Source organism: Bradyrhizobium sp. SZCCT0148 (genome assembly GCF_018129985.1).
In the GTDB taxonomy this organism is placed as follows: domain Bacteria; phylum Pseudomonadota; class Alphaproteobacteria; order Rhizobiales; family Xanthobacteraceae; genus Bradyrhizobium; species Bradyrhizobium japonicum_H.
On sequence record NZ_JAFCKT010000011.1, the window covers coordinates 104,466 to 127,071 of the forward strand.

At 64.5% G+C, this 22,606-nt stretch carries 18 protein-coding genes and 1 pseudogene; 9 read left to right on the forward strand and 10 right to left on the reverse strand.

All coding sequences use genetic code 11. The annotated features are described in order from the left end of the window. Position 1: 1 nt before the first annotated feature. Positions 2 to 883, forward strand: coding sequence for an NAD(P)-dependent oxidoreductase (locus tag JQ580_RS26380; protein WP_212283111.1), 882 nt, complete (start codon positions 2 to 4; stop codon positions 881 to 883). 8 nt (positions 884 to 891) lie between these two features. Beyond that, positions 892 to 1,647 (forward strand): IclR family transcriptional regulator, encoded by a 756-nt coding sequence (locus JQ580_RS26385; protein ID WP_212283120.1) that lies wholly within the window; start codon positions 892 to 894, stop codon positions 1,645 to 1,647. A gap of 1 nt (position 1,648) precedes the next feature. Here the strand turns inward: JQ580_RS26385 and JQ580_RS26390 are convergent, their stop codons facing one another. Continuing rightward, positions 1,649 to 2,344 carry a GntR family transcriptional regulator gene (locus tag JQ580_RS26390; protein WP_212283122.1) on the reverse strand — a complete coding sequence of 232 codons (696 nt, stop codon included), beginning with the start codon at positions 2,342 to 2,344 and terminating at the stop codon, positions 1,649 to 1,651. Positions 2,345 to 2,495: 151 nt separating this feature from the next. Here JQ580_RS26390 and tcuA point away from each other — a divergent pair, with 151 nt between their 5' ends. Genes tcuA through tcuB form a run of 3 tightly spaced genes read left to right on the forward strand, consistent with a single transcriptional unit; the run spans position 2,496 to position 6,044 of the window. Continuing rightward, positions 2,496 to 3,887: an FAD-dependent tricarballylate dehydrogenase TcuA gene (gene tcuA / locus JQ580_RS26395; RefSeq protein ID WP_212283123.1), complete on the forward strand. Its 1,392-nt coding sequence runs from the start codon at positions 2,496 to 2,498 to the stop codon at positions 3,885 to 3,887. Positions 3,888 to 3,910: 23 nt separating this feature from the next. Then, positions 3,911 to 4,939: an alpha/beta hydrolase gene (locus tag JQ580_RS26400; RefSeq protein WP_212283125.1), complete on the forward strand. Its 1,029-nt coding sequence runs from the start codon at positions 3,911 to 3,913 to the stop codon at positions 4,937 to 4,939. Positions 4,940 to 4,943: 4 nt separating this feature from the next. Continuing rightward, the gene (gene tcuB / locus JQ580_RS26405) at positions 4,944 to 6,044 is read left to right on the forward strand and encodes a tricarballylate utilization 4Fe-4S protein TcuB (RefSeq protein ID WP_212283127.1); all 1,101 of its coding nucleotides are present in this window, start codon (positions 4,944 to 4,946) and stop codon (positions 6,042 to 6,044) included. Positions 6,045 to 6,048: 4 nt separating this feature from the next. Here the strand turns inward: tcuB and JQ580_RS26410 are convergent, their stop codons facing one another. Together JQ580_RS26410 and JQ580_RS26415 are read right to left on the reverse strand one after the other, a co-directional pair. Beyond that, positions 6,049 to 6,714, reverse strand: coding sequence for an esterase/lipase family protein (locus JQ580_RS26410; protein ID WP_212283129.1), 666 nt, complete (start codon positions 6,712 to 6,714; stop codon positions 6,049 to 6,051). A 5-nt stretch (positions 6,715 to 6,719) separates the two neighbouring features. Beyond that, complete coding sequence (locus JQ580_RS26415) at positions 6,720 to 10,124, reverse strand: acyl-[ACP]--phospholipid O-acyltransferase (RefSeq protein WP_212283131.1); 3,405 nt, start codon at positions 10,122 to 10,124, stop codon at positions 6,720 to 6,722. 679 nt (positions 10,125 to 10,803) lie between these two features. Here JQ580_RS26415 and JQ580_RS26420 point away from each other — a divergent pair. After that, complete coding sequence (locus tag JQ580_RS26420) at positions 10,804 to 11,424, forward strand: TetR/AcrR family transcriptional regulator (RefSeq protein WP_212283244.1); 621 nt, start codon at positions 10,804 to 10,806, stop codon at positions 11,422 to 11,424. 12 nt (positions 11,425 to 11,436) lie between these two features. Here the strand turns inward: JQ580_RS26420 and JQ580_RS26425 are convergent, their stop codons facing one another. The 3 genes from JQ580_RS26425 to JQ580_RS26435 all read right to left on the reverse strand — a co-directional run bounded on the left by JQ580_RS26425 (position 11,437) and on the right by JQ580_RS26435 (position 15,310). After that, positions 11,437 to 12,744, reverse strand: a complete 1,308-nt coding sequence (locus JQ580_RS26425) for a GGDEF domain-containing protein (protein ID WP_212283133.1) — start codon at positions 12,742 to 12,744, stop codon at positions 11,437 to 11,439. Between the two features lie 257 nt (positions 12,745 to 13,001). Next, positions 13,002 to 14,306 carry a nicotinate phosphoribosyltransferase gene (gene pncB, locus JQ580_RS26430; protein ID WP_212283135.1) on the reverse strand — a complete coding sequence of 435 codons (1,305 nt, stop codon included), beginning with the start codon at positions 14,304 to 14,306 and terminating at the stop codon, positions 13,002 to 13,004. A 74-nt stretch (positions 14,307 to 14,380) separates the two neighbouring features. Beyond that, complete coding sequence (locus tag JQ580_RS26435) at positions 14,381 to 15,310, reverse strand: LysR family transcriptional regulator (protein WP_212283137.1); 930 nt, start codon at positions 15,308 to 15,310, stop codon at positions 14,381 to 14,383. A 90-nt stretch (positions 15,311 to 15,400) separates the two neighbouring features. Here JQ580_RS26435 and pcaH point away from each other — a divergent pair, with 90 nt between their 5' ends. Together pcaH and pcaG are read left to right on the forward strand one after the other, a co-directional pair. Then, positions 15,401 to 16,189 (forward strand): protocatechuate 3,4-dioxygenase subunit beta, encoded by a 789-nt coding sequence (gene pcaH, locus JQ580_RS26440; protein ID WP_212283139.1) that lies wholly within the window; start codon positions 15,401 to 15,403, stop codon positions 16,187 to 16,189. A gap of 4 nt (positions 16,190 to 16,193) precedes the next feature. After that, complete coding sequence (pcaG, locus tag JQ580_RS26445) at positions 16,194 to 16,820, forward strand: protocatechuate 3,4-dioxygenase subunit alpha (RefSeq protein WP_212283141.1); 627 nt, start codon at positions 16,194 to 16,196, stop codon at positions 16,818 to 16,820. A gap of 4 nt (positions 16,821 to 16,824) precedes the next feature. Here the strand turns inward: pcaG and JQ580_RS26450 are convergent, their stop codons facing one another. Continuing rightward, a complete protein-coding gene (locus tag JQ580_RS26450) occupies positions 16,825 to 17,724 on the reverse strand; it encodes a helix-turn-helix domain-containing protein (protein ID WP_212283143.1) in 900 nt (299 codons plus the stop codon). A 50-nt stretch (positions 17,725 to 17,774) separates the two neighbouring features. Here JQ580_RS26450 and pobA point away from each other — a divergent pair, with 50 nt between their 5' ends. Then, positions 17,775 to 18,947 (forward strand): 4-hydroxybenzoate 3-monooxygenase, encoded by a 1,173-nt coding sequence (gene pobA / locus JQ580_RS26455; RefSeq protein ID WP_212283145.1) that lies wholly within the window; start codon positions 17,775 to 17,777, stop codon positions 18,945 to 18,947. A 22-nt stretch (positions 18,948 to 18,969) separates the two neighbouring features. Here the strand turns inward: pobA and JQ580_RS26460 are convergent, their stop codons facing one another. From JQ580_RS26460 to JQ580_RS33945, 3 genes and pseudogenes are all read right to left on the reverse strand, one after another. Continuing rightward, entirely contained in the window at positions 18,970 to 21,120 is a 2,151-nt protein-coding gene (locus JQ580_RS26460; RefSeq protein WP_212283147.1) for an adenylate/guanylate cyclase domain-containing protein, read from the reverse strand. A gap of 20 nt (positions 21,121 to 21,140) precedes the next feature. Further along, positions 21,141 to 21,809, reverse strand: coding sequence for a hypothetical protein (locus JQ580_RS26465; protein WP_212283149.1), 669 nt, complete (start codon positions 21,807 to 21,809; stop codon positions 21,141 to 21,143). A 322-nt stretch (positions 21,810 to 22,131) separates the two neighbouring features. After that, positions 22,132 to 22,496, reverse strand: a pseudogene (locus JQ580_RS33945) (response regulator); the annotation flags it as partial. Positions 22,497 to 22,606 lie beyond the last annotated feature (110 nt).

A 22,606-nucleotide genomic window follows, 5' to 3' on the forward strand; every position in this document is an offset into this window, starting at 1 on the left:
AATGTCTGACTCAATTGGATTCATCGGTCTCGGTGTCATGGGCGAGCCGATCTGTCGCAACCTGGTGCGCAAGAGCGGACGAACCGTGCTCGCCTTCGACCTTGCCAAGGAGCCCTTGGCGCGGATCGCGGCTGATGGGGCGGCCACGGCGCCGTCGATCGGGGATGTCGTCGGTGGCAGCGAGACGATCTTCCTGTGTCTGCCCAGCGCCCGGCACGTGAAGTCCGTTTTCGAGAGCATCTTGCCGAAGATCAGGCGCGGCCAGACCGTGATCGATCTCGGCACCTCCGATGTCGGCCAGACCCGCTCGTTTGCCAAGCAGCTCGCCGACACAGGCGCGCTCTGGATCGATGCGCCGATCGCGCGCACCCGCCAGGCAGCGCAGGACGGCACGCTCAGCGTCATGGTCGGCGCGACGGCTGAGCAATTCGCTGCTGTCGAGCCGCTGATTCGGCATTTCGCCACGGATGTGACCCTCTGTGGCGGCACCGGCGCAGGGCAAGTGACGAAGATTCTCAACAACATGGTGCTGTTCGAGACGGTGAATGCGCTGGCGGAGGCCGTGGCGCTGGCCAAGCATAACGGCGTCGATCCACAGCTGCTGCTGGAGACGCTGTCGAAGGGCTCGGCGGACAGCTTCGCGTTGCGCAACCATGGCATGAAAGCGATCGTCGCCAAGGAGTTTCCGCTGCGTGCCTTCTCGACCGAATATGCCATGAAGGATCTCTCCTATGCACTCGAACTCGGCGCGCAGGCCGGGTTGAACCTCCGCGGGGCGGCGTTGATGCGCGAGCTCTTTGAGGAGACGATCGACAAGGGAATGGGCGATGCGTATTTTCCCGTCATCGCGAAACTCATCGATCCCTCCGGATTTCCCCAATAGGAGACGACATGCCTTCGCCCGGCGTTGCCGCCGTCGATCGTGCCCTGAGCATCTTGGCGGCCTTCGAGGACGCACCGGAGCCGATGACGCTGGCCGAGCTTGCCCGGCGCACCAAGATGTACAAGAGCACGCTGCTGCGGCTGATGGCGTCGCTGCAGGAATTCGGCTATCTCGTGCAGTTCGCCGATGGACGCTACCATCTCGGCCCGACGCCGTTCCGGCTCGGCGCGGTCTACCAGCGCAGCAATAATCTGCATGACCGGGTGACGCCCCTGTTGCGGCAACTGGTGGCCGACGGGTGCGAAAGCCCGTCGTTCCACGTGCGGCATGACGCCAAGCGCAGGCTGTGCGTCTTTCGCCTCGATTCCCAGCATTCGACGCTCGACCGGGTCGAGGCCGGCATGCTGTTGCCGCTCGACCGCGGTGCGGCCGGCCGCGTCATCCTGGCCTTCGACGGCGAGAGGGGCGAGGGCTACGACGAGATTCGCGAGGGCTGCATCGCGGTCTCCTTTGGCGAGCGTGATCCCGATTGCGCCGGGCTCGCCTGCCCGGTGTTCGGCCCCGGCGGCAAATGTGTCGGCGCCTTGTCGCTGTCGGGGCCCAAGCCGCGTTTCACGCGGGACACGCTAAAGACGATGACCTCGCTGCTGTTGAACGCGGCCATCCGCCTGACACGGGCGCTGGGCGGGCCGACGGAGCGGCTCGATGTTGCGCTGGCCGCCGCGGCCGACGACGCGCGGCCTCCGCGCCGGGCACGACGATAGATTACTGCTTCTGCAACAATTTCAGCCGGCAGCGCAGCGCTTCGCGGATATGCGCGCGCGCGAGCTGCTCCGCCTTGTCGCCGTTTCGCGCGGCGATGGCATCGATGATAGCCTCGTGCTCGCCATGGCTCGTCGAGGGACGCCCTGAGACGGTGAAGGTGGTCGGGCCGAGCAGGGCGATCCAGTCCTGCAATTCCCGCGACGCATTGTCGAGGTAGCGGTTGCGGGCGGCACGGCAGATCGCCTCGTGGAAGGCGCGGTTGAGCCTCGCCCATTCTCCTGCGATCCCGGCGGCGTCGGTCGCGGAGGCCTCGACAAAGGCCTGCTCGATGTCGCGAAGCGCGTCCACCTCGGGCGCCGAAGCATGTTCGGCGGCGAGGCGCGCGGCGGCGCCTTCCATGATCTCGCGCATGGCGTAAAGCTCAAGCACCTCGGAGATGTCGAGACTGCGCACGATCAGCCCGCGGCCGGCGGCGGGCTCGACGAAGCCGCGTGCCGCGAGCCGGCCCAAGGCTTCTCGAACCGGCGTACGGCTGACCTTGAGCCGCTGGGCGACCTCCTCCTCGCGCAGGCGGTCGCCGGCGCGATAGCTGCCGGCCTGCAGCGATTCGCACAGTGAGCGGAAGACAGCTTCGCCCAGCGCAACGCTGCCGCCGCGCGCGATCGATCCACCTGTCTTTGCCGGGCGCCTTGCCATATTGCCTCGGAGCAGGCGCATTCTGCCCATGCAGAGATGACGCTTGCAGGGCTTCTGTATATCTTTGTATACGAAAGTACGCAATGGCGGCGGTTGACCTGGCCCGCCGCCGGACAGAATATCTCCAACTTCGTCGCATCGGGCAGACGGCATGAGCAGCAAGTACGATGTGCTGGTGATCGGCGGCGGCAACGCAGCGCTGTGTGCGGCGATCTCGGCGCGGCGTGGCGGTGCCTCGGTGCTGGTGCTCGAAGGCGCGCCGAAGTTCTATCGCGGCGGCAACACCCGCCACACCCGCAACATGCGTTGCGCCCATGATGCGGCCACCGAAATCCTGACCGGTCCCTACACCGAGGAGGAGTTCTGGGAAGACCTGCTGCGCGTCACCGGGGGGCAGACCGACGAGGTGCTCGCGCGCCACATGATCCGCGAGTCCAAGGACATCCTGAACTGGATCGTGGAGCAGGGCGTGCGCTGGCAACCCTCGCTCGGCGGCACGCTCAGCCTCGGCCGCACCAATTCCTTCTTTCTCGGCGGCGGCCGCGCGATGCTGAACGCCTTGTATCTGACCGCCGAGCGGCTCGGTGTCGATGTCGAGTACGACGCGGAGGTGACCGACCTCGTGATCGAGGACGGCATGTTCCTCGCCGCGCGCCTCAAACGGCCGATCAGGGGCGAAACCGAGATCCGCGCGACCTCGCTGGTCGCAGCCGCCGGCGGGTTCGAGGCCAACATCGAATGGCTCAAGCAATATTGGGGCGAAGCGGCCGACAATTTCCTGATCCGCGGTACGCCCTATAATCGCGGTTCGATCCTGAAGATGCTGCTCGACAAGGGCGTGCAGGAGGTCGGCGATCCAACCCAGTGTCATGCCGTGGCGATCGACGCCCGCGCGCCGAAATTCGACGGCGGCATCATCACGCGCCACGACTCCGTCGTGTTCGGCATCGTCGTGAACAAGCAGGCGCAGCGCTTCTATGACGAGGGCGAGGATATCTGGCCGAAGCGCTACGCGATCTGGGGCCGGCTGGTCGCGGCGCAGCCCGACCAGATCGCCTACATCATTTTCGATTCCAGCGTCGTCACCAGCTTCATGCCGACGCTGTTTCCGCCGATTGCCGGGCAGACGATCGCCGAACTTGCCGGCAAGCTCGAGCTTGATCCGGCCGCGCTGGAGAAGACGATCACTGAATTCAACGCGGCGGTGCGGCCCGGGACGTTCGACCATACCATCCTGGACGATTGCGTGACGGAGGGCATCAGCCCGCCCAAGACGCATTGGGCGCGCAAGATCGAGGCGGCGCCTTATCTTGCCTATCCGGTGCGGCCCGGCATCACCTTCACCTATCTCGGCACACGCGTGAACAAGGAGGCGCGGATGCAGATGGCTGACGGCAGGCCGTCGGCCAACATGTTCGCGGCCGGCGAGATCATGGCCGGCAACGTGCTCGGCAAGGGCTACGCCGCCGGCATGGGCATGACCATCGGCAGCGTGTTCGGGCGGATCGCAGGACGCGAAGCGGCGAAACATGCACGAAACTAAAGAAAAGACTTGAGGGAGAAACCATGTCACGCATTGCCATCACTTCGCTCACGGTGCTGCTGGCCGTCGGCCACGCCCACGCCGGCGAGCCGATCACCCTGCGCGACATGGGCTCGTTCCATGTCGGCGGGCGTCTCGTCGAGATCTCCGGCAAGCCGGTGAAGGAGGTCGTGTTCACGCCCGGCGGCGTGCCCGCCAAGGTCGATCCCAACGGCACCTATCAGGTCGAGCAGATGTACGTGCAGTACTTCCTGCCGGCGAACGAGAAGGGAGCCTACCCGCTGCTGATGTGGCATGGCGGCGGCCTGACGGGCGTCACCTACGAGACCACGCCCGACGGACGCGAGGGCTGGCTGAACTATTTCCTGCGCAAGGGCTGGGCGGTCTACAATTCCGATGCGGTGGAGCGCGGGCGCGCCGGCTGGGCGCAATACCCCGATATCTTCAAGGGTGAACCGGTCTTCCTCACCACCGCCAATCCGTTCGAGCGTTTTCGCATCGGCGATGGGCCAAACTCGTACGATCCGGATCCCGCCAAGCGAAAGCTGTTGCCGGGCAACCAGTTTCCCGTCGAGGGCTACGAGAACTTCGTCAAGCAGAACGTGCCTCGCTGGACCACGACGGACGACGCGATCGTCGCCGCCTATATCGCCGAGATCGATCGCGTCGGCCCCTCGGTGATCCTGTTCCATAGCCAAGCCGGCAGCTTCGGCTTCAGGGTTGCGCAGGCTCGTCCCGACAAGGTCAAGGCGCTGATCGCGATCGAACCGGCCGGTATCGGTGATCCCGCCAAGGCGGACTTGCTGAAGAACATCCCGACGCTCATCGTTTATGGCGACTATATCGAGAAGGACTCGCGCTGGCCCAAGATCCGCGTCAACGGCGTCGCCTTCGCGGACGCCATCAAGGCCGCCGGCGGCAGCGTCGACGTCGTCGATCTTCCGCAGGTCGGGATCAAAGGCAATTCGCACATGGTGATGATGGACAAGAACAATCTCGAGGTTGCTGCCCTGATCCAGAAATGGCTCGAGGGCAAAGGCCTGGTGAAGTAGAACCATGCACGGAACCAGAATTCTGGACGAGGCCGACCGCCTGATGACGGTCTGCAATTCCTGCCGCTACTGCGAGGGTCTTTGCGCGGTGTTTCCCGCCATGGAGATGCGGCGCTCTTTCTCGGACGGCGATCTCAACTACCTCGCCAATCTCTGCCATTCCTGCGGCGCCTGCTATGTCGACTGCCAATTCTCGCCGCCGCATGAGTTCAACGTCAATGTCCCCAAGACGCTCGCGATCGCGCGTGCCGAATCCTATGCCGCCTATGCCTGGCCGGGTGCGTTGTCCGGCGCCTTCGCCCGCAACGGGCTCGTCATCAGCATCGTCGCCGCACTCAGCATGGCCGCCTTCATCCTCGGCTTCGCCGCGCTGAACGACCGCAGCGTGCTGTTCGGTGTGCACACCGGCCCCGGCGCTTTCTACAAATTGATGCCGCACAACGCGATGGCGGCGCTGTTCAGCGCCGCATTCCTCTATGCAGTCCTAGCGCTGGTCATGAGCGTGCGCGCGTTCTGGCGCGATATCGGCACGCCGATCGGCGGCCGCCCCGATGGGGGCTCGATCTTCCAGGCGATCCGCGATGCCGGCGAACTGCGCTATCTGCATGGCGGCGGCGTTGGTTGCTACAACGAGGACGACAAGCCGACCGACCGGCGCAAATTCTATCACCACCTGACCTTCTACGGATTCCTGCTGTGCTTTGCCGCGACCTCGGTGGCGACGCTGTATCACTACCTGCTTGCGCGCGAGGCGCCGTATCCGTGGTGGGACCTGCCGGTGGTGCTGGGCACGCTCGGCGGAATCGGTCTGATCATCGGTCCGGTCGGCCTGTTCTTGGCCAAGATGAAACGTGATCCGGCGCTGCTCGACGAGTTCAGCTACGGCATGGATGTCGGCTTCATCGCCATGCTGTTCCTGACCGGCCTCACCGGCATGGCGCTTCTGGTCCTGCGCGAGACCGCCGCGATGGGACCGCTGCTGGCGCTGCATCTCGGCGCCGTGTTCGCGCTGTTCATCACCATGCCCTACGGCAAATTCGTGCACGGCATCTATCGCTTCGCAGCCCTGGTGCGCTATGCGCAGGAGCGGCGGACGGCGGCGTGACCAATTATCCCGCTTGAAAGCGGCCGTCGCGCAGGAAGGCGATGGTCTGCGCGATCGCAACGCTGTGACGCGGAAGTCCGGTATGCGAGGCTTTCACGACGACATGGTCGGCCATCCCGGAAAGCATTGCGCTTTGTACCGACACTCGTCCGTCGTTCGGCTTCGGCAAAATAAACAGTCCGGCGACGGGGTCGATGAAGCGGCTTCCTGCGATCACGCCGACGGGATAATCCACGGCGGGAAAGGCCATCGGTCGGGCCGTCGTCAATTCGAGTCCGGCGGGTCCGTAGAAAGCGCGATAGAGCCGCGATCCGCTGAGGAGGTCGGCAACTTCACTACCGCCGTTCGGCGTCCCAAGCATCACGACACTGGCAAGCCTTTTCGGGCGATATTTCGCGATGTAGGCGCGTGTGACGAGACCGCCCATCGAATATGCAGCGAAATGCAGAGGCGCGTTGCGGTTGGCGAAGCCCGAGATTGCCGGGTGGAGATCATCGGCGAGGGCCGCGATCGGCTTGCTGCGGCTGGGATAGTCGATGTTGAGCGTTGCGAAGCCGGCGGTCTGGAGCGCCCGCTCCAGCTTGGTCAGCGATGCCGAGGTCCGCGCGATGCCGTGAAGCAGAACCACTCCCGGGCATCGCGCGTCGCCTGATTGAGGCGCCTCGTGCATGTGTCTTACGCCACCTCGCGCTCCGGCGCTGACGCCTGCTCGCGGGCCATTGCAGTGGCGGTGACGTAGTCGGTCTTGCCGGTGCCGAGCAGCGGCACCTTGTCGACCACCATGATCGCCGCGGGAACGGTCAGCTCGGAGGCGCCGATCGTCTTGGCCTGGACCTGCATTGCGCTGCGCTCGGCGTTCTTCTCCGTCGTCAGCAGCACGATGCGCTCGCCCTTGCGCGGATCGGGGATCGACACGGCAATCGATCCGGCTTGCGGCCATAGTGTATTCGCGATGGCTTCGACCGCCGACAGTGACACCATTTCGCCCGCAATCTTGGCAAAGCGCTTGGCGCGGCCCTTGATTGTGATGAAGCCGGCGTCGTCGATGGCCACGATGTCGCCGGTGTCGTGCCAGCCCTCGGGGAGCACTTCGAGCACGCCGGGATTTTCCGCCCGCAGGTATCCGAGCATCACGTTGGGTCCGCGCACCGAGAGCCGCCCACCTTCCTCGATGCCGGGGACCGGATCGAGGCGGCTTTCCATCAGCGGCGACAGGCGGCCGACGGTGCCGGGACGATTTGCCATCGGCGTGTTCATCGCCAGTACCGGCGCGGTCTCGGTGACGCCATAGCCTTCGAGGATCCGAATGCCGTAGCGTTCCATGAACACCTGCCGCGTGCGGTCCTTGACCGCCTCGGCGCCTGCGATCACCAGGCGCAAGGTGCGGAAGTCGTAGGCATGGGCGGAGCGCGCATAGCCGGTGAGGAACGTGTCGGTGCCGAACAGGATGGTTGCGCCAGTCTGGTAGATCAGCTCAGGCACGATCCGGTAATGCAGCGGCGAGGGGTACATGTAGATCGGGATGCCCGCGAGCATCGGCATCATCATCCCGCCCGTGAGCCCGAACGAGTGGAACACCGGCAGTACGTTGAACACCTTGTCGTTGGCGTTGGCATCGACCCGCGCCAAAGCCTGCGCCGCATTGGCGAGGATGTTGCGATGGGACAGCACCACCCCCTTGGGCGTGCCTTCCGAGCCCGACGTGAACAGCACCACAGCGGGGTCGCTGGCCTGGCGGACGACGCGCGGCGTCGTGCCGGCGAGCAGGCCCTTGATCTTGTCGGCCGTGCCGATCGAGGCGCGGACGTCCTCGAGATAGACGACCCGGGCTTCTCCGGAGATCGCAGCCATCAGCTTGTCGAGCTTGCCCTTCTCGATGAACGCCTTCGAGGTCAGCACGGTCTTGACCTGCGCAGCCTTCATGGCGGCGGTCACGTTGACCGGGCCCGCCGAGAAGTTGAGCATCGCCGGGACCCGGCCGATGTTCTGCAGCGCCATGAAGACCACGGCGACGCCCGCGGAATTCGGCAGCAGCACGCCGACATTCTCGCCGACGACGGTACCGCTCTCCAGCTTCCGGCTCAGGACCTGCGCGCCGAGGATCAGCTTGCGATAGGTCAGCTTGGTGCCGAGTGCGTCCTCGATGATGACCTTGCCGGTGTCGCGGTCGCGATAGGCGTGCCCGAGCGCCTCGAACAGCGAGTGATCGAGCATCGCGTTCTTGACCATGGCGTCAATCATGACGTCCTGAAGTGCGGCGCCGGCAGCATTGCGGCGCGCCTTGCCCTTCAGCGCCGGGTCGACCGGCAACTTGACCGGCGGCAGGATGGTGACCGTCACCCGGGGAAACCACGAGCGCTTGATCTGGCTGGAGTTGAGATAGCTGAGATGCGAGCGTTGCGCGCCCTCGATGCGAACAGGCACGATCACGGCGTCGGCCTTGTCGGCGATCATCGCGGTGCCGTCATAGACCTTCATCAGCGAGCCCGAGACGGTGATGCGTCCCTCCGGGAAGATCACCACCGGCTCGCCGGCGGCGACCAGCTTGATCAGGTCGCGCGCGGCCAGCGGCTTGGTCGGATCCATGGTGTAGTGCTTGACGACGCGCAGGAACGGCTTCGCCCACCAAGCCTTGGCAATGCCGGTGTCGACCGCGAAGCTCGCGTCGATCGGCAACACGGCGTGCAGCAACGGGCCATCGATCAGGCTGACATGATTGGGTGCGATCAGCATGCGCGTGCCCGGAGGCGGCAGATTTTCGAGACCGCGGACCTCGGTGCGGAAGAGGGCGCGGAACAGCAGTCCGCCGGCATCACGCACGCCTTCCTTGCCCCATTTGGTCAGCACGAACCACACTGCGCCGAAGCTGGCGACGCCGAGGCCGAAGAAGATCCAGCCGATATGCAGGCCGGCCGCCTGCAGCAGCGCGACGAACAGCGAGCCGACAACCATGAAGGCCGCCTGCAGCACGTTGCCGGCGGCGATGATGCGGGCGCGCTCGGATGGCGCCGACCAGGCCTGGACCGCGGCGAAGGAGGGAACGACGAACAGGCCGCCGCCGAATGCGAAGGCGACGAAGTCGGCCAGCATGCGCAGGCCCGCGAACGAGGTCGCGAAACCGGCTGCGGTGATGTCCTGGCCCTTGGCGGTGACGCCGATGGCCCATGCGAGATCGAGGCCGGCAAACCCCATGATGATGGCACCGATCGGTACCAGCGCGAGATTCGGGCGAACGTGGCTGAGGTTGGCCGCGAACAGCGAGCCGATGGCGATGCCGATGGCGAAGATCGCAAGGCACAGCGTCACCACGCCCTCGGTGCCGCCGACGACCTCCTTGACCAGCGCCGGCAACAGCGACAGAACGATCGCGCCGACCAGCCAGAACCAGGAGACGATCACGGTGCCGTCCCACAGCCGGTGGTCGGCGTGCAGGGTCTTGAGAAGGCTCACCGTCGAGGTCCAGGGATTGGCATCGACGGGCAGGTCGGGCGCCGACGGTGTCGTCTGCGGAATGCGGGAAGCGAACGCCCAGGACAGCAGGGCCAGCACGACCACGGCCGATGCGACCCAGCCCATATGCGCCGATCCCGCCACGAACTGGCCGCCGGCGACGGTGCCCAGCAGAATCGCCATGAAGGTCGCGCCTTCGACCAGCGCGTTGCCGGTCGCGAGCTCGCCGAGCTCGAGCTGATCCGGGAGCATGGAGTATTTCACGGGCCCGAACAGCGCGGCGATGACACCGAACAGCGCGAGCGCTGCGAACAATAGCGGCACCGAGTGCAGGAAGAACCCGGCGGCCGCGAACGCCGCGGCGAAGATCTCGGCGAATTTGAGCCGCCTTGCGACGACGGACTTGACGTATTTGTCGGCGAGCTGGCCGCCGAGCCCCGACAGGATGAAATAGGGGAAGATGAAGACGGCGCCCGCCACCGTCACCAGCGCGTCGCCATGGCCGGTTGCGGCGCTGTAGAGCAGAATGATGACGAGCGCATTCTTGAGCACGTTGTCATTGAGCGCCGAGAAGAATTGCGCCCAGAACAGCGGCGCAAAGCGGCGTGACGACATCAATTCCCTGATCATGATCAGTCCTGTTTTGGAAAGGCAGCCTGAAGTGCTTGCAGAGTGGGTGAAACGTCACGACCGGAAGGATAGGGATCGGACGATTGCAGGGTGACGATGGTCGGCGCCTGCTCTGTCCCCTCGGTCCCTCTGATCTTGTTGGTATCCAAGTGGCCTCGTTAGGTTCGCAAATATCTGGTCACGACTGCAGTTCGGGCGGAGAGGTCGCGCCTGTTGGGGTATCGCGTGGGGCGATGAGGAAAAGTTGAACCGCATCGCCGAAGGTGACGAAATCGGATGCCGATGTCGGGGCATGGTAAGTCCTTCCTTGCAACCTGATCCTGCATTCGAATCGACCGGAACGTGCAGGCTGTCGCGCGCTTCAGGTGAGATGGGCGAGGTGGCGGAAGGGCGACAGGCGGCCAAGGATGCTGAGCTTGCGGCCTTCGAGACGTGCGCGGTCGCGGCTGGCCCGCCACATCCGGAAGGTCGCGCGGCGTTCGGCAAGCACGCCGGCAATGTCGCAGGCATTTGCGATGCGATCGATCGGCCTCATGGCGAACCGCAGCAGGGCGCGGGCAGGGCCGGTCACGAGAACGATGGCGTCATCCACGAAGGTAGCGGCGATATCAACAGCGAGGGTTTGCATTTTACAGGTCTCCAGGCTAATTTGAACAATGTTCACATGAGTAGCTTGAAAATGAACAATGTTCAAGAAGAATCGCCTCGAGACCAGAAAAAAAATCGAAGACGGCTCCAGATCCTGGAGATCGCGCGGGGCATCATTGCCGCTAAGGGATTGAGATCGTTGAAGGTTCGGGACGTCGCGGAGGCCGCCGGCTGTTCGGTCGGCAGCGTCTATAACGAGTTCGGCGACTTCGACGGGGTGATTTTAACCGTCAATCGGGAGACCGTTCAGGCGCTCACGGACCGACTTCGCGGGGTTTCAGATGAGGACCCCGTTCGCCAGCTCTACGGGCTCGCTGAGACTTATCTCGAATTCTTCTCGGAGCACGCCAATCTGCTGCGCTCGCTGTTCGAACATCGGATGGAGGACGACCGCCCTTATCCCGACGACATCCTGCAGATGGTGATGGATGCTTTCGCGCTGATGCATCCGCCCCTGGTCCGGCTGCTGCCGGATGCGGATGACGTCAAGATCGCGCTGTTGTCGCGCACCTTGTTTTCAGCCGTGCATGGAATCATATCGCTCGGTCTGGAAGAGCGCATGGTGGCCGTGCCGCCCCAGCTGCTGCGTCAGCAGGTCGAACAATTCCTCGACGCGCATCTGGTGGGTCTCGGGATCCTGCCGCGGCGGTGACGGCGGAGAACGTCAGGCGCGCGCGATTTCGCGCGGCCGGGGCGCCACGACGACGGCATCGGCTCTTCCGCCGTCAACCTGAACCCGGTTGCGTCCCTTCTCCTTGGCGCGATAGCAGGCGGCATCCGCGCACCGCATCGCGGCTTCGAGCGTGGTGTTGGCGTCGGCGATGCAGGTGACCCCGATGCTGGCAGTCACCGCAAAACAGCGATCGTCCCAGACGAAGTTGAACAGCTCCAGCGATCGGCGCAGCCGTTCGGCGATGTCGAGCGCCTTCGCAGGCGAGCACTGGGGCAGGATCAGTCCGAATTCGTCGCCGCCAAGCCGGGCCACCAGATCGCGGGGATGCCGGTCCTGTTGCAGGAGGCGCGAGACCTGGCAGAGCAGGCGGTCGCCGGCGAGGTGCCCGCAGCTGTCGTTGACGTTCTTGAACTGGTCGAGGTCGAGCAGGATGAGGCCCAGCGAATCCGCTCCGGCAACGTCCAGTTCGCTTTGCAGGCGCGCCTCGAAGGCGCGGCGGTTGGACAGGCCGGTCAGCCAGTCGTGCGATGCCTGCCACACCAGGCGTTCCTTCTCGGCATCCAGGGCATCTTCGAAGGCCTGGCGCTGCAGCACCAATCGCCTCGTGTGCCAGATCAGGAGCAGGATCAGCGTCCCGGCGGTGACGATGTTGATGCCGGTCAGCGTCAGCTTGATGGCGCGGGAGCCTTCGCCGAGCACGGTGGAGAACCGGTTGGCATGGACCGTGAATTGGGTGTTGAGCTCGGAGAGCCGCGACGACAGGAACTGCAGCCGGTTTGCGTCGCGAACAGGACCGTTCTCCAACTCGGATCGGATGACCTCGCCGAAGACGCTGAGCTCGAGCAACATGGGATCGGTGGCGGCCCACTCGCGGATTGCATCCTGAAGGAAGCTGACGCCATTGAAGTAGCGAAACAGCCAGATCAATCCCGGGACGTCATCGGGATGGTTGCCGCCTTGCAGGAAGCCGATGCGGGCGGCCTCGACGTCGACCGGGTCGCGCTCGAGCGCCCAGCGCGCGAATTCGTCGCCGATGGGAACGGCAAGCGAGGACTGGTATTGCGCGAACTGGCTGGCGTCGCCCGAATGCAGGTAGAGATTGAGGAAATAAACAGCGTTCTTCTGCGAACGCGACCACATCGCTTCGCCGCCGACATAGGCGCGGACCGACGACATCACCTCGAGACTGAATCCCGCGATCGCCGCCTGGAGCACGACGACCATCACGAAAGGCGACACGAGCTTGATGACATGAAGGAAGCTGTGTCCCTTCGTTGACGTCGCTGTTCTGCGAAACACCCTGCGTTCCCCAAATCGCGCACCACCCCCAGCGGAAGCGCTGCGCCTGCAACGCCAAGTAGAGGCGATGGTTGCTTAACCCGGCCTGAAGGCTGCAGGAGACTGCAGGAGACTGCAGTGCAAGGTGAAGGCGCTGTGAACCCGGTTTGCCCTGTTTGCTTAAAATACTGCCCAATCACAAATGGCGCAGTATCGCGAACCAATGCCTCGCATTGGTCTGCGCAGTGTACACGACCGAGAGAGTTTCGTCGGCGCCGTTAGACCAGCACCGGCTTGCGGACGCGGCCGGCATCGCCGAAAACGCGCAGATAACGCTCGATCTCGGAGGGCATGCCGGTCGCTTTCTCCGGATTGTCGGAGAGCTTGACGGCCGGATGGCCGTCCACCGACGACACCTTGCAGACCAGCGAGATCGGATCGAGATTGAACGAGCCGTCCGGCGTGCAGCCGACGAAGTCGTTGGTGAGGTTGGTGCCCCAGCCGAAGGACAGCCGCACCCGGCCGGCGAAGTGGTGATAGGTCTCCTCGATCGAGCCGACATCCATGGCGTCCGAGAACACCAGAAGCTTGTCTTTGGGATTGCGGCCCTTCTTGTCCCACCAGGCGATGATCTCTTCGCCGGCCTGGATTGGCGGCGCGCTGTCGGGGCGGAAGCCGGTCCAGTCGGCGACCCATTCCGGGGCATCGCGCAGGAAGGCCTTGGTGCCGAAGGCGTCGGGCAGCGCGATCAGCAGGTTGCCGCCATAGGTCTGGCGCCACTGGTCGAGAATGCGATATGGCGCCCAGCGCAATTCCTCGTCGTCCCTGGCCAGCGCGGCGGCGACCATCGGCAGCTCGTGCGCATTGGTACCGATGGCTTCGAGATCGTTGTCCATCGCAAGCAGCACGTTGGAGGTGCCGATGAAGGACGGACCCAGCCCTTCCTTCACCGCCTCCACGCACCAGCGCTGCCAGAGAAAGCCGTGGCGGCGGCGGGTGCCGAAGTCGGACAGGCGCAGGTTCTCCAGCTTGCGCAGCCGCTCCACCTTGGTCCACAGCTTGGCCTTGGCGCGGGCATAGAGCACGTCGAGCTCGAAGCGGCCGCGGCCCTTCATCGCCGCGCGCGAGCGCAGCTCGTTGAGGATCGCCAGCGCCGGAATCTCCCACATCGTGGTGTGGCTCCAGGGGCCGTGGAAATGCAATTCATACTGGCCCTCGACCTTGCGCAGCTCGTACTCGGGGAGGCGGAATTCGGCCAGCCAGCGGATGAAGTCCGCCGAGAACATGTGGGTCTTGCCGTAGAAAGTGTTACCCGCCAGCCAGATCAGCTCCTTCTTGGTGAAGCGGATGGTGCGGGCGTGGTCGAGCTGGGCGCGGAGCTCGCCCTCGTCGATGATCTCGGCGAGCCGAACATGGCGCGAGCGGTTGATGACCGAGAAGGTCACCTGTTGCTTCGGGTACGCTTCCCGAATCATCTGCAACATCAATAGTTTGTAGAAGTCAGTATCAAGCAGGCTGCGGATGATGGGATCCAGCCGCCAGCTGTGATTGTAGGTCCGGCTCGCAATATCTGTCACTGTCATGGAAGGATTTTAGCGCGGCTCCGCTTGCGCAACCAGTGGGTTTGGCGAGGGGCAGGCTTCCCAGAGGCGGAGGCTCAGCCGCCCGCAGCTGTCGCTGCGACAATTTCCAGCTGGCTTCTGACCCAACGATGAGCCGGATCTTTCTGATAGCGCTGGTGCCAGACCATGAACATCGGCAGCTCGGCGAGCGTTCGCGTGCGTGACGCCAGCGGTATCCGGGTTTGTGCGAAGCCGCGCATCATACCGGATGCGAGCAGGCTCGGCATGCTCGCCAGCATCTGCGAGCCGCGCAGGAACGGCGGCACGCCGGAAAAGCTCGGCACCGAGATCGCGATGTCGCGGTGAAGACCGTTGGCCGCCAGCCGGCGGTCGAAGTCGAGCCGCTCGTTGTCGGTGTAGACGACGGTGATGTGGCGTGCAGCGAGATAGGCGCCGCGGCTGGCCGGCGCGGGACGCGCCTTTGGATCGAAGTAACAGACGTAATGATCCCTCAGCAGGCGCTTCTGCACGATGTCGATGCCGGACGGCGGCAGAGGCGTGATCAGGAGATCACAGCGGTTCTCGCGCAACATCGCGGGCGAGGGCGACTGCGAGGGGATCACGCGCAGGTTCAGGCTCTTCACCTGGCTGGCGACCTGATCGAAGAACCGGGGCAGCAGCAGGTCGCGCTGGAAGTCGTTGGCCGCGATCGTCAGCGACAGCTGCGCGTGGGGCGGCTCGAAGCTGACGCCGCCGGCGAAGCTTCGCATCTCGTCGATCAGCGCGCGCGCCTTTGCGGCCAACGCTTGCGCATGCGCGGTTGCGACGATGCCGCGGCCTGATTTGGCGAACAGCGGATCGCCCACGATCCGCCGTAGCTTGTTCAGGGCGTGGCTGACGGTGGACTGCGTCAGGCCGAGCCGGGTGGCGGCCGCCGTGACCGAGCCTTCCTCCAGCACGGCGAGGAACAGTTCGAGGGCATGGCCGTCGAGGGCCAAATGATCGATTTCCTTCATGCAATACATTATAATCCATCTATTTATCTGTGGAATAGACCGGCCCATGATCTCCCGATAAGCCGCGCGTCCGGACCGGGCGCCCCAGGGAGAAACACGATGAATGCCCAGGCGCCAGCCTTGCAGGATCCCCGCCTCAACCGCCCCGAGCCCCTTGCACCGCCGCTCGGCGACGGCGGCTTCTTCCAGCGGGATCGTTCGATTCATCCGCCGGCGCATGCGCCGGGCTACAAATCCTCGGTGCTGCGCTCGCCTCGCCAGTCGCTGCTCTCGCTGGAGGGTTCGGTCTCCGAGATCACGGGGCCGGTGTTCGGCCACAACGATCTCGGCCCGCTCGACAATGATCTGATCCGCAACTACGCCAAGGACGGCGATCCCGTCGGCGAGCGCATCATCGTCCACGGCCGCGTGCTGGACGAGACCGGCCGCGGCGTGCCGAACACGCTGGTCGAGTTCTGGCAGGCCAATGCCGGCGGCCGCTACCGGCACAAGAAGGACACCTATCTGGCGCCGATCGACCCGAATTTCGGCGGCTGCGGGCGCGCACTGACCGACGACACCGGCTACTACTATTTCCGCACCGTGAAGCCGGGGCCTTATCCCTGGCGCAACTACGTCAACAGCTGGCGTCCGGCCCACATCCACTTCTCGGTGTTCGGTTCGGGCTTTGCACAGCGGTTGATCACGCAGATGTATTTCGAGGGCGATCCCCTGATCCCGATCTGCCCGATCCTGACCACCATCCCGGACAAGGACGCACTCGACCGCCTCGTGGCGCCGCTCGACCTCAACGCCTCGGCGCCGTTCGATTCGCTGGCCTACCGTTTCGACATCGTGCTGCGCGGCCAGCGCTCCACGTACTTTGAAAATCGCACCGCGGGGAACTGAGCACATGCCGCAGCCGCTGAACTATCTCAAGGAAACCGCTTCGCAGACCGCCGGTCCCTACGTCCATATCGGTCTGATCCCGGCGATGGCCGGCTTCGACATCTTCGAGAAGAACTTTTCGAATGTCCTGACGACACCGGACACCGAAGGCGAGCGCATCACGCTGGAAGGCAAGGTGATCGACGGCACAGGTACGCCGCTGCGCGACGTGCTGCTGGAGATCTGGCAGGCCAACGCGGCCGGCCGCTACAACCATCCGGCCGATCGCTCGGCCGGCGCGCTGCAGCAGGAGTTTCGCGGCTGGGGCCGCGCCGGCTCCGACTTCGAGAGCGGTCTCGTCACCTTCGAGACCATCAAGCCGGGCGCGATCACCGACAGAGCGGGCCGAACATGCGCGCCCCATATCAATGTCTGGATCGTCGCGCGCGGCATCAACATCGGCCTCAACACGCGGCTCTATTTCTCGGATGAAGAGGCTGCCAACGCCGCCGACCCCGTGCTCAATCTGATCGAACAGCCGATCCGGCGCTCGACGCTGGTTGCCAAGCGCAGCGAGCGCGGCGGCAAGGTCGTGTACTCTTTCACGATCAATTTGCAGGGGCCGGAAGAGACGGTGTTCTTCGACGTGTGAGGCGTCACGTCTCCTCGCCATGGAGCTGCGCGCGAAAGGCGCGCGGTGAGACCCCCGTGGCTGCGGTGTAGACCCGGCTGAAATAGGCGGGGTCCTCGAAGCCGAGCGCGTAGGCGATCGTCGAGACCGGCAGATTGGTGTAGACGAGGTTGCGTCGCGCCTCACGGATCAGCCGGTTGAGGATCAGATGCGAGGCGGTATCACCGGTCGCCGCCCGTGTGATCCGGTTGAGATGCGTCGGGGTCACCGCCAGCGCCTCGGCATAGTCCGCGACGCTCCAGCGTTCCAGATGATGCTGCTCCAGCAGTGCCTCGAAACGGCGGAACAGGCTGGATTCGACCGTGCCGTTGCCGCCGCTCTCGCTCGTGAGCGCGCGGGCCACCAGCCCGATCATGGCCGACGACAACGCCCGCAGCACATGCGCGCGGCCGAATTCGCGCGCGGCATGTTCGGCGAAGATCTGCTTCATGGTGGTACGGATCTGCGGCGTACCGCGTACCACGGCCGAGCGGGCCAGCGCGCCGCGCAGGCCCTCGGCGGCGAGCAGCGCCTCGTCCAGGATCTCCGCGGCGATGGTCAGCACCCAGCCTTGCGTATCGGGCACGAAGCGGAAGCCGTGCACGTGGCCGACAGGCACATTGACGATCTGCATCGGCCTCAACGGCAAGACCCGCCCGTCGAGAGTCGCCTCGCCACCGCCGCGCTCGATCAGCAGCACCTGGTGCAGGCGGGCATGGCGGTGAACGGCCAGGGTCCAGTCGTGCAGCACCGAGCGGGACGCGATGGTCTCGCAATGCACGACGTCCGGCAAGTCGCCGGACTCGCCGAACAAATTGTAGATACGGATCGCGGGGGCTGCGCCTCTCATGTTCGAATAGTACAAGACAATGGCAAAACCCTCCATCGGTCCGTGGCGCCAAATCTGCAAAAAAGTGCCGACGGGAGGACGCAAAAATGAAAGTTCAGGTCTGTATCATCGGCGGCGGCCCGTCCGGGCTGTTGTTGTCCCAGCTGTTGCACCTCAAGGGCATCGACACGGTCGTGCTGGAAAAGTACAGCCGGGATCACGTGCTTGCCCGCATTCGTGCCGGCGTGCTCGAACACGGCTTCGCCAAGTTGATGCGCGAAGCGCAATGCGGCGAGCGGATGGACCGCGAGGGCGAGATCCATAATGGGTTCGAGATCGCCCATGACCGCATGCTATCCAAGATCGATCTGCACAAGCATTCCGGCGGTAGTTCGGTGCTGGTCTACGGCCAGACCGAGCTGACGCGCGATCTCTACGAGGCACGGGACCGCCTCGGCGGCAAGGTCGTGCACGATGCGCAGGACGTGACGCCGCATGATCTGACCTCGGACCGTCCCTATGTGACCTATCGATCGAACGGCGAGATGGTCCGCGTCGATTGCGACTACATCGTCGGCGCCGACGGTTTTCACGGCGTCAGCCGCAAGTCGATCCCGAAGGATGTGCTGCGCGAATATGAGAAAGTTTATCCGTTCGGCTGGCTGGGGGTGCTGTCGCGCACCAAGCCGGTCTCGCCGGAACTGATTTATGTGAAGCATGAGCGCGGCTTTGCGCTCTGCTCGCTGCGCTCGCAGGTGCTGAGCCGCTACTACGTTCAGGTGCCGCTGACCGACAAGGTCGAGGATTGGAGCGACGATGCGTTCTGGGCCGAGCTGAAGCGGCGCCTGCCCGACGAGGTCGCCGGTCGTTTGATCACGGGGCCCTCGATCGAGAAGAGCATCGCGCCGCTGCGCAGCTTCGTCGCCGAGCCGATGAGCTACGGCCGGCTGTTCCTCGCCGGCGATGCGGCCCACATCGTGCCGCCGACCGGCGCGCGCGGGCTCAACAGCGCGGCATCCGACATCTACTATCTCTACCACGCGATGCTCGCGCATTATCAGCGCGGTGACGATTCCGGCCTCGAAGGCTATTCCGCCAAGGCACTGGCGCGGATCTGGAAGGCGCAGCGCTTTTCCTGGTGGATGACGATGCTCCTGCACCGGTTCCCCGACCGGCTCGACTACGAGGACCGGCTTCAGCAGACCGAGCTGGACTATCTGCTCTCGTCAGAGACGGCGCAGCGGCTGCTCGCGGAGAATTACGTGGGACTGCCGTTCTAGTCGGAGCCTGGCGCTGGCGTCGCTACTTTCCTTCCAGCGCATTGACCGGTATCCAATCCGGCGGCGGTGGATTCGCAGCGAATGCCGTGGCGCGCTTGGCGAACAAAGCTGACGCCGGATCGGCCTTTGCCATCTGTCCGAACGCATCGGCCGCCTTCAAGAAATCACGCCCGCGCCAGCAGGCGAGCCCTTCCGCATAGGTTGCCGTCACTTTCGCCTGTTCCGCACTCACCGTGCTCTTCTCGGCCAACGGCTCGAACACCTTGATGGCTTCGCCGCGTCCGAGCACTTTGATTGCATCCAATTCGCGCCAGGCAAAGGTGTCGCCGGTCTGCATCATCGTCGTCTCCGAGGCCATGATCGCAGTGCCGTAATATTTGTTGGCGCCTTCGAGCCGCGAGGCGACGTTCACGGTGTCGCTCATCACGGTATAGTTGAAGCGACGCCGCGAACCGATATTGCCGACCACGGCCTCGCCGCTGTTCAATCCGATGCGGTGCGACAGGCCGTGGCCGGCGAATGCGGGATTGCCGGCATTGAGCTCCGCCAGCTTCTCATGGCACTTCAGCGCGGCGCGAACGGCGTTGCGGGCATGTGCGGGATCGTCGGCCGGCGCACCGAACATCGCGACGATGGAATCGCCGATATATTTGTCGACGTATCCGCCGTGGCTTTGGATGATGTCGGTCATGGCGGACAGATATTCGTTCATCAGGGTCACCAGCTCGACCGGCGTCATCGCCTCGGCAATGGACGAGAAGCCGCTGAGGTCGGAGAAGAACATGGTGACGTTGCGCATCTCGCCGCCAAGCGCCGGCATCTTGCCGGAGGCGACCATGGTCTCGATCACCTCGGGCGCGAGATAGTAGGCGAAGCTCCTGCGCAGGAAGCGCTCGTCGCGGTCAGCGAGCACGAATCGATAGCCGATCATGATCGCGAGTGCGGCAAGGCTGGCGAGTGCCGGCTCGGTCAACGGCAGCGCCAAGGCATGGACGAACGCACCGACGGCTATGGCCGTGTAGGCGAGGGTGAGGCCAAACCAGGCCATCAGTGCGCCGCTCGGCGCGAGCACGCAGGCCGCGCAGGCGATGATCGCGGCGAACGCGATCGTGAGAACGGCTCGCATCGGATAGCCGAGCTCGGTTACGGCGTCGTGCTCCATCAGGTTTCGGACCGCGGTGGCGTGGACGAACACCCCCGCGACGTCGCTGCGGGCCTTCTGCGGCGTGCCTGCCTGCGCCGGCAGTGCGCATCGTGCGGCCTGCGTTCCATCGTAGCCGCCGGACAGGCGCATCGAGGTGAGCTTGCGATCCTCGAAGTTCAGGGCTGTCCCAAGCAGCACGACCTTGCCGTCGAAAGCGCGGCGAAAAAAGTCGCGGTCACCCTTGTCGACGCAGGCGCGCAGATCGACGAAGGAGTGGGTCGGGAGGTCGCGTCCCAGTCCCCGGAAGTTGAGCGTCATTGTATTCGGAACGGCACTCGGGATCGCGTAGCCAGCCAATTCGGTCGCGCCGGAGGGCGCAATTTTCGGCTTTGCGCCGGTCGCGCGTGCAGCGAGCTCGACCGCCATTGCCGGCACCGGCCGCCCCTCGATTGCAAAGCTCAGCGGCATTCGTCGGATGACGTCGTCGGGATCGGTGTGGACATTGAGCGCCCGCACAGTGTTGCGCACGGCCACTTGCTGGGCGCGATAGGGCACTTCCGGATGGTCGTTGCTGAGGATCTCGCCGAGCACCAATTTGCCGCCGTCGGAGATTTGCCGCAGCGCGATCAGATAATCCCGGTCGAATCCCTTCATGCGGCCGCCGACGGCCGTGTCGCCAAACGGAATCTCCGATTGCTCGATCGAGCTCGGAAAGATGACGTCGAAGCCGATCACCTTGGCGCCGCCTTCGGTGATGCTGCCGAGCACCCGGCCGATCTCGCGCGTCCAGGTCTGCGTCGGTGATCCCTTGAATGGTGGTGTGTCGTAGGTTTCACTGTCGATGGCGACGACGACGACCGGCGACGTCGCAGGATCGCGGCTGTCGCCGAGAAGCTTCCAGCGCATCGCCGTGAGGATGTCGAGCGAGAGGCCTTGCAGGGTCTGCAGCGGCGGCGACGTGAAGATCACGCCCGTGACGAGCGCAATCAGGATCGCCGCAACGATGTCCCGTCCCCCGATCCGCCGCATCGCTCCCGTCGCCAGGTCCGCTATTCGAGCCGCAGCAGGCGGCCGATGATCGGGGTCGGCGAGGCGGTGGCGCTGGCGTCGACCTGGAAGGTGTAACGCTTGGTTCCGAGACTCGCGAGATAGCTGCCGCCGGGGGTCAGCGACTTCCCGGCCTTGGCAAAGTCATAGAATTTGCCGCGGATCATGATGTCGTTCTTGAGCGGAACGCTGATCGTGGGTTCCTTGCCGTCGGTGCGCTCGATCACCAGCGTGCTGCCGCTCTTGGCCTGGATCACGGGCGCGGTGCCATAGATCGTCGGCAGCTTGGACGGAGCGGCCTTGGCGTCGGACCGCACGGTCCGGAACGTGGTGGCGGCACTCTGGTTCGCCTCGCGCTCGGAGAGCTGCGCCGCCTTGGTGTCGCAGGGCACCTTGGCGCGCTGCACGTCGCCGAGCTGCACGGTGCTCTGCTCGGCGCCCACCATTACGACGCCCTCGCTGATGGTCTCGCGCAGGCAGGATTTGAGATAGCTCAGCGTAATGCTGGCCTTGGGCCCGAGCTTGATGATCTTGCCCGCAGCGACATAGTCCATGAACTCGACGCCATCGACCTTGCCTTGCACATCCTCGACGATAGCGGCGGGCGTCTCTGCCAAGGCAGGGACCGCAATACAGAACGCGCCGACAACAGCGCCGATCAGGCTTCTCATGGCTATTCTCATTCAATTCGACCGATGCTTTGCTGGTCCCCGTCCCGGTGCGACTTTTAGCGTCGGGGCACCCAGACAAGTGTGACCAGAATCACTCTTTGATGATTGGTGTACTCTAGCAGGAAGTGGTTCAAACCGCTCATCGCCGACGGAGGAGGGTGCCAAGCTCTTGGCCGAACGGCGAAATCAGCCGGCCGTGACAGTCTCAGGCGAACGGCCCTCGAGCGGCGACCCCATGATCGGCGCGAGCGGAGCCTTCGCCTCTTGAATTGGTGTCGCCCGGTCACCGGCAGCGATCCCGACCGCCTCATTCCAGCGCGAACTGAATCAAATTCCGCAGGCGCATCGTCATCTCGAGGGTCTGCGGCTGCTTGGGCAGGAAGTCGGTTGCACCGACCTGCAGCGCTTCCATCTTGATGTCGTCGGTCTGCTGTGAGGTGACCATCGCGATCGGGATGTCGGTGCAGCCCGGCAAGGACCGGAAAACACGGATGAAGCTGATGCCGTCCATGTGCGGCATCTCGTAGTCGACCAGCACGAGATCGACAATGCGCTCCGCGCGCACGACAACGCTTCCACGGGATCGAGGAAGGTGGTGGCCTCGACCGAGCCTTCGGCCTCGATGTGACGGTTTCAGATAGTTGAGGACCGAGCGGCTGTCGTCACCGGAAGCGCTTGGGTGAGCATCTTCGCTGGCAAGGACACGAACCCGGGGCATCACCCGAGCGAATTTAACGCGAAGCAAATGCGTCGCACGAGGGCGCTTGCACCTCGGATATGCACGTCGCGCATGATGG

Coding starts and splice junctions, on each gene's coding strand:
- JQ580_RS26415 (WP_212283131.1), bottom strand. CDS start 10,124: ATGATCAGGGAATTGATGTCGTCACGCCGCTTTGCGCCGCTGTTCTGG.
- pcaG (WP_212283141.1), top strand. CDS start 16,194: ATGCCGCAGCCGCTGAACTATCTCAAGGAAACCGCTTCGCAGACCGCC.
- JQ580_RS26390 (WP_212283122.1), bottom strand. CDS start 2,344: ATGGCAAGGCGCCCGGCAAAGACAGGTGGATCGATCGCGCGCGGCGGC.
- tcuA (WP_212283123.1), top strand. CDS start 2,496: ATGAGCAGCAAGTACGATGTGCTGGTGATCGGCGGCGGCAACGCAGCG.
- JQ580_RS26385 (WP_212283120.1), top strand. CDS start 892: ATGCCTTCGCCCGGCGTTGCCGCCGTCGATCGTGCCCTGAGCATCTTG.
- JQ580_RS26400 (WP_212283125.1), top strand. CDS start 3,911: ATGTCACGCATTGCCATCACTTCGCTCACGGTGCTGCTGGCCGTCGGC.
- JQ580_RS26435 (WP_212283137.1), bottom strand. CDS start 15,310: ATGTATTGCATGAAGGAAATCGATCATTTGGCCCTCGACGGCCATGCC.
- JQ580_RS26450 (WP_212283143.1), bottom strand. CDS start 17,724: ATGGAGGGTTTTGCCATTGTCTTGTACTATTCGAACATGAGAGGCGCA.
- JQ580_RS26420 (WP_212283244.1), top strand. CDS start 10,804: ATGAACAATGTTCAAGAAGAATCGCCTCGAGACCAGAAAAAAAATCGA.
- JQ580_RS26410 (WP_212283129.1), bottom strand. CDS start 6,714: ATGCACGAGGCGCCTCAATCAGGCGACGCGCGATGCCCGGGAGTGGTT.
- pcaH (WP_212283139.1), top strand. CDS start 15,401: ATGAATGCCCAGGCGCCAGCCTTGCAGGATCCCCGCCTCAACCGCCCC.
- JQ580_RS26465 (WP_212283149.1), bottom strand. CDS start 21,809: ATGAGAAGCCTGATCGGCGCTGTTGTCGGCGCGTTCTGTATTGCGGTC.
- JQ580_RS26460 (WP_212283147.1), bottom strand. CDS start 21,120: ATGCGGCGGATCGGGGGACGGGACATCGTTGCGGCGATCCTGATTGCG.
- JQ580_RS26380 (WP_212283111.1), top strand. CDS start 2: ATGTCTGACTCAATTGGATTCATCGGTCTCGGTGTCATGGGCGAGCCG.
- pncB (WP_212283135.1), bottom strand. CDS start 14,306: ATGACAGTGACAGATATTGCGAGCCGGACCTACAATCACAGCTGGCGG.
- tcuB (WP_212283127.1), top strand. CDS start 4,944: ATGCACGGAACCAGAATTCTGGACGAGGCCGACCGCCTGATGACGGTC.
- pobA (WP_212283145.1), top strand. CDS start 17,775: ATGAAAGTTCAGGTCTGTATCATCGGCGGCGGCCCGTCCGGGCTGTTG.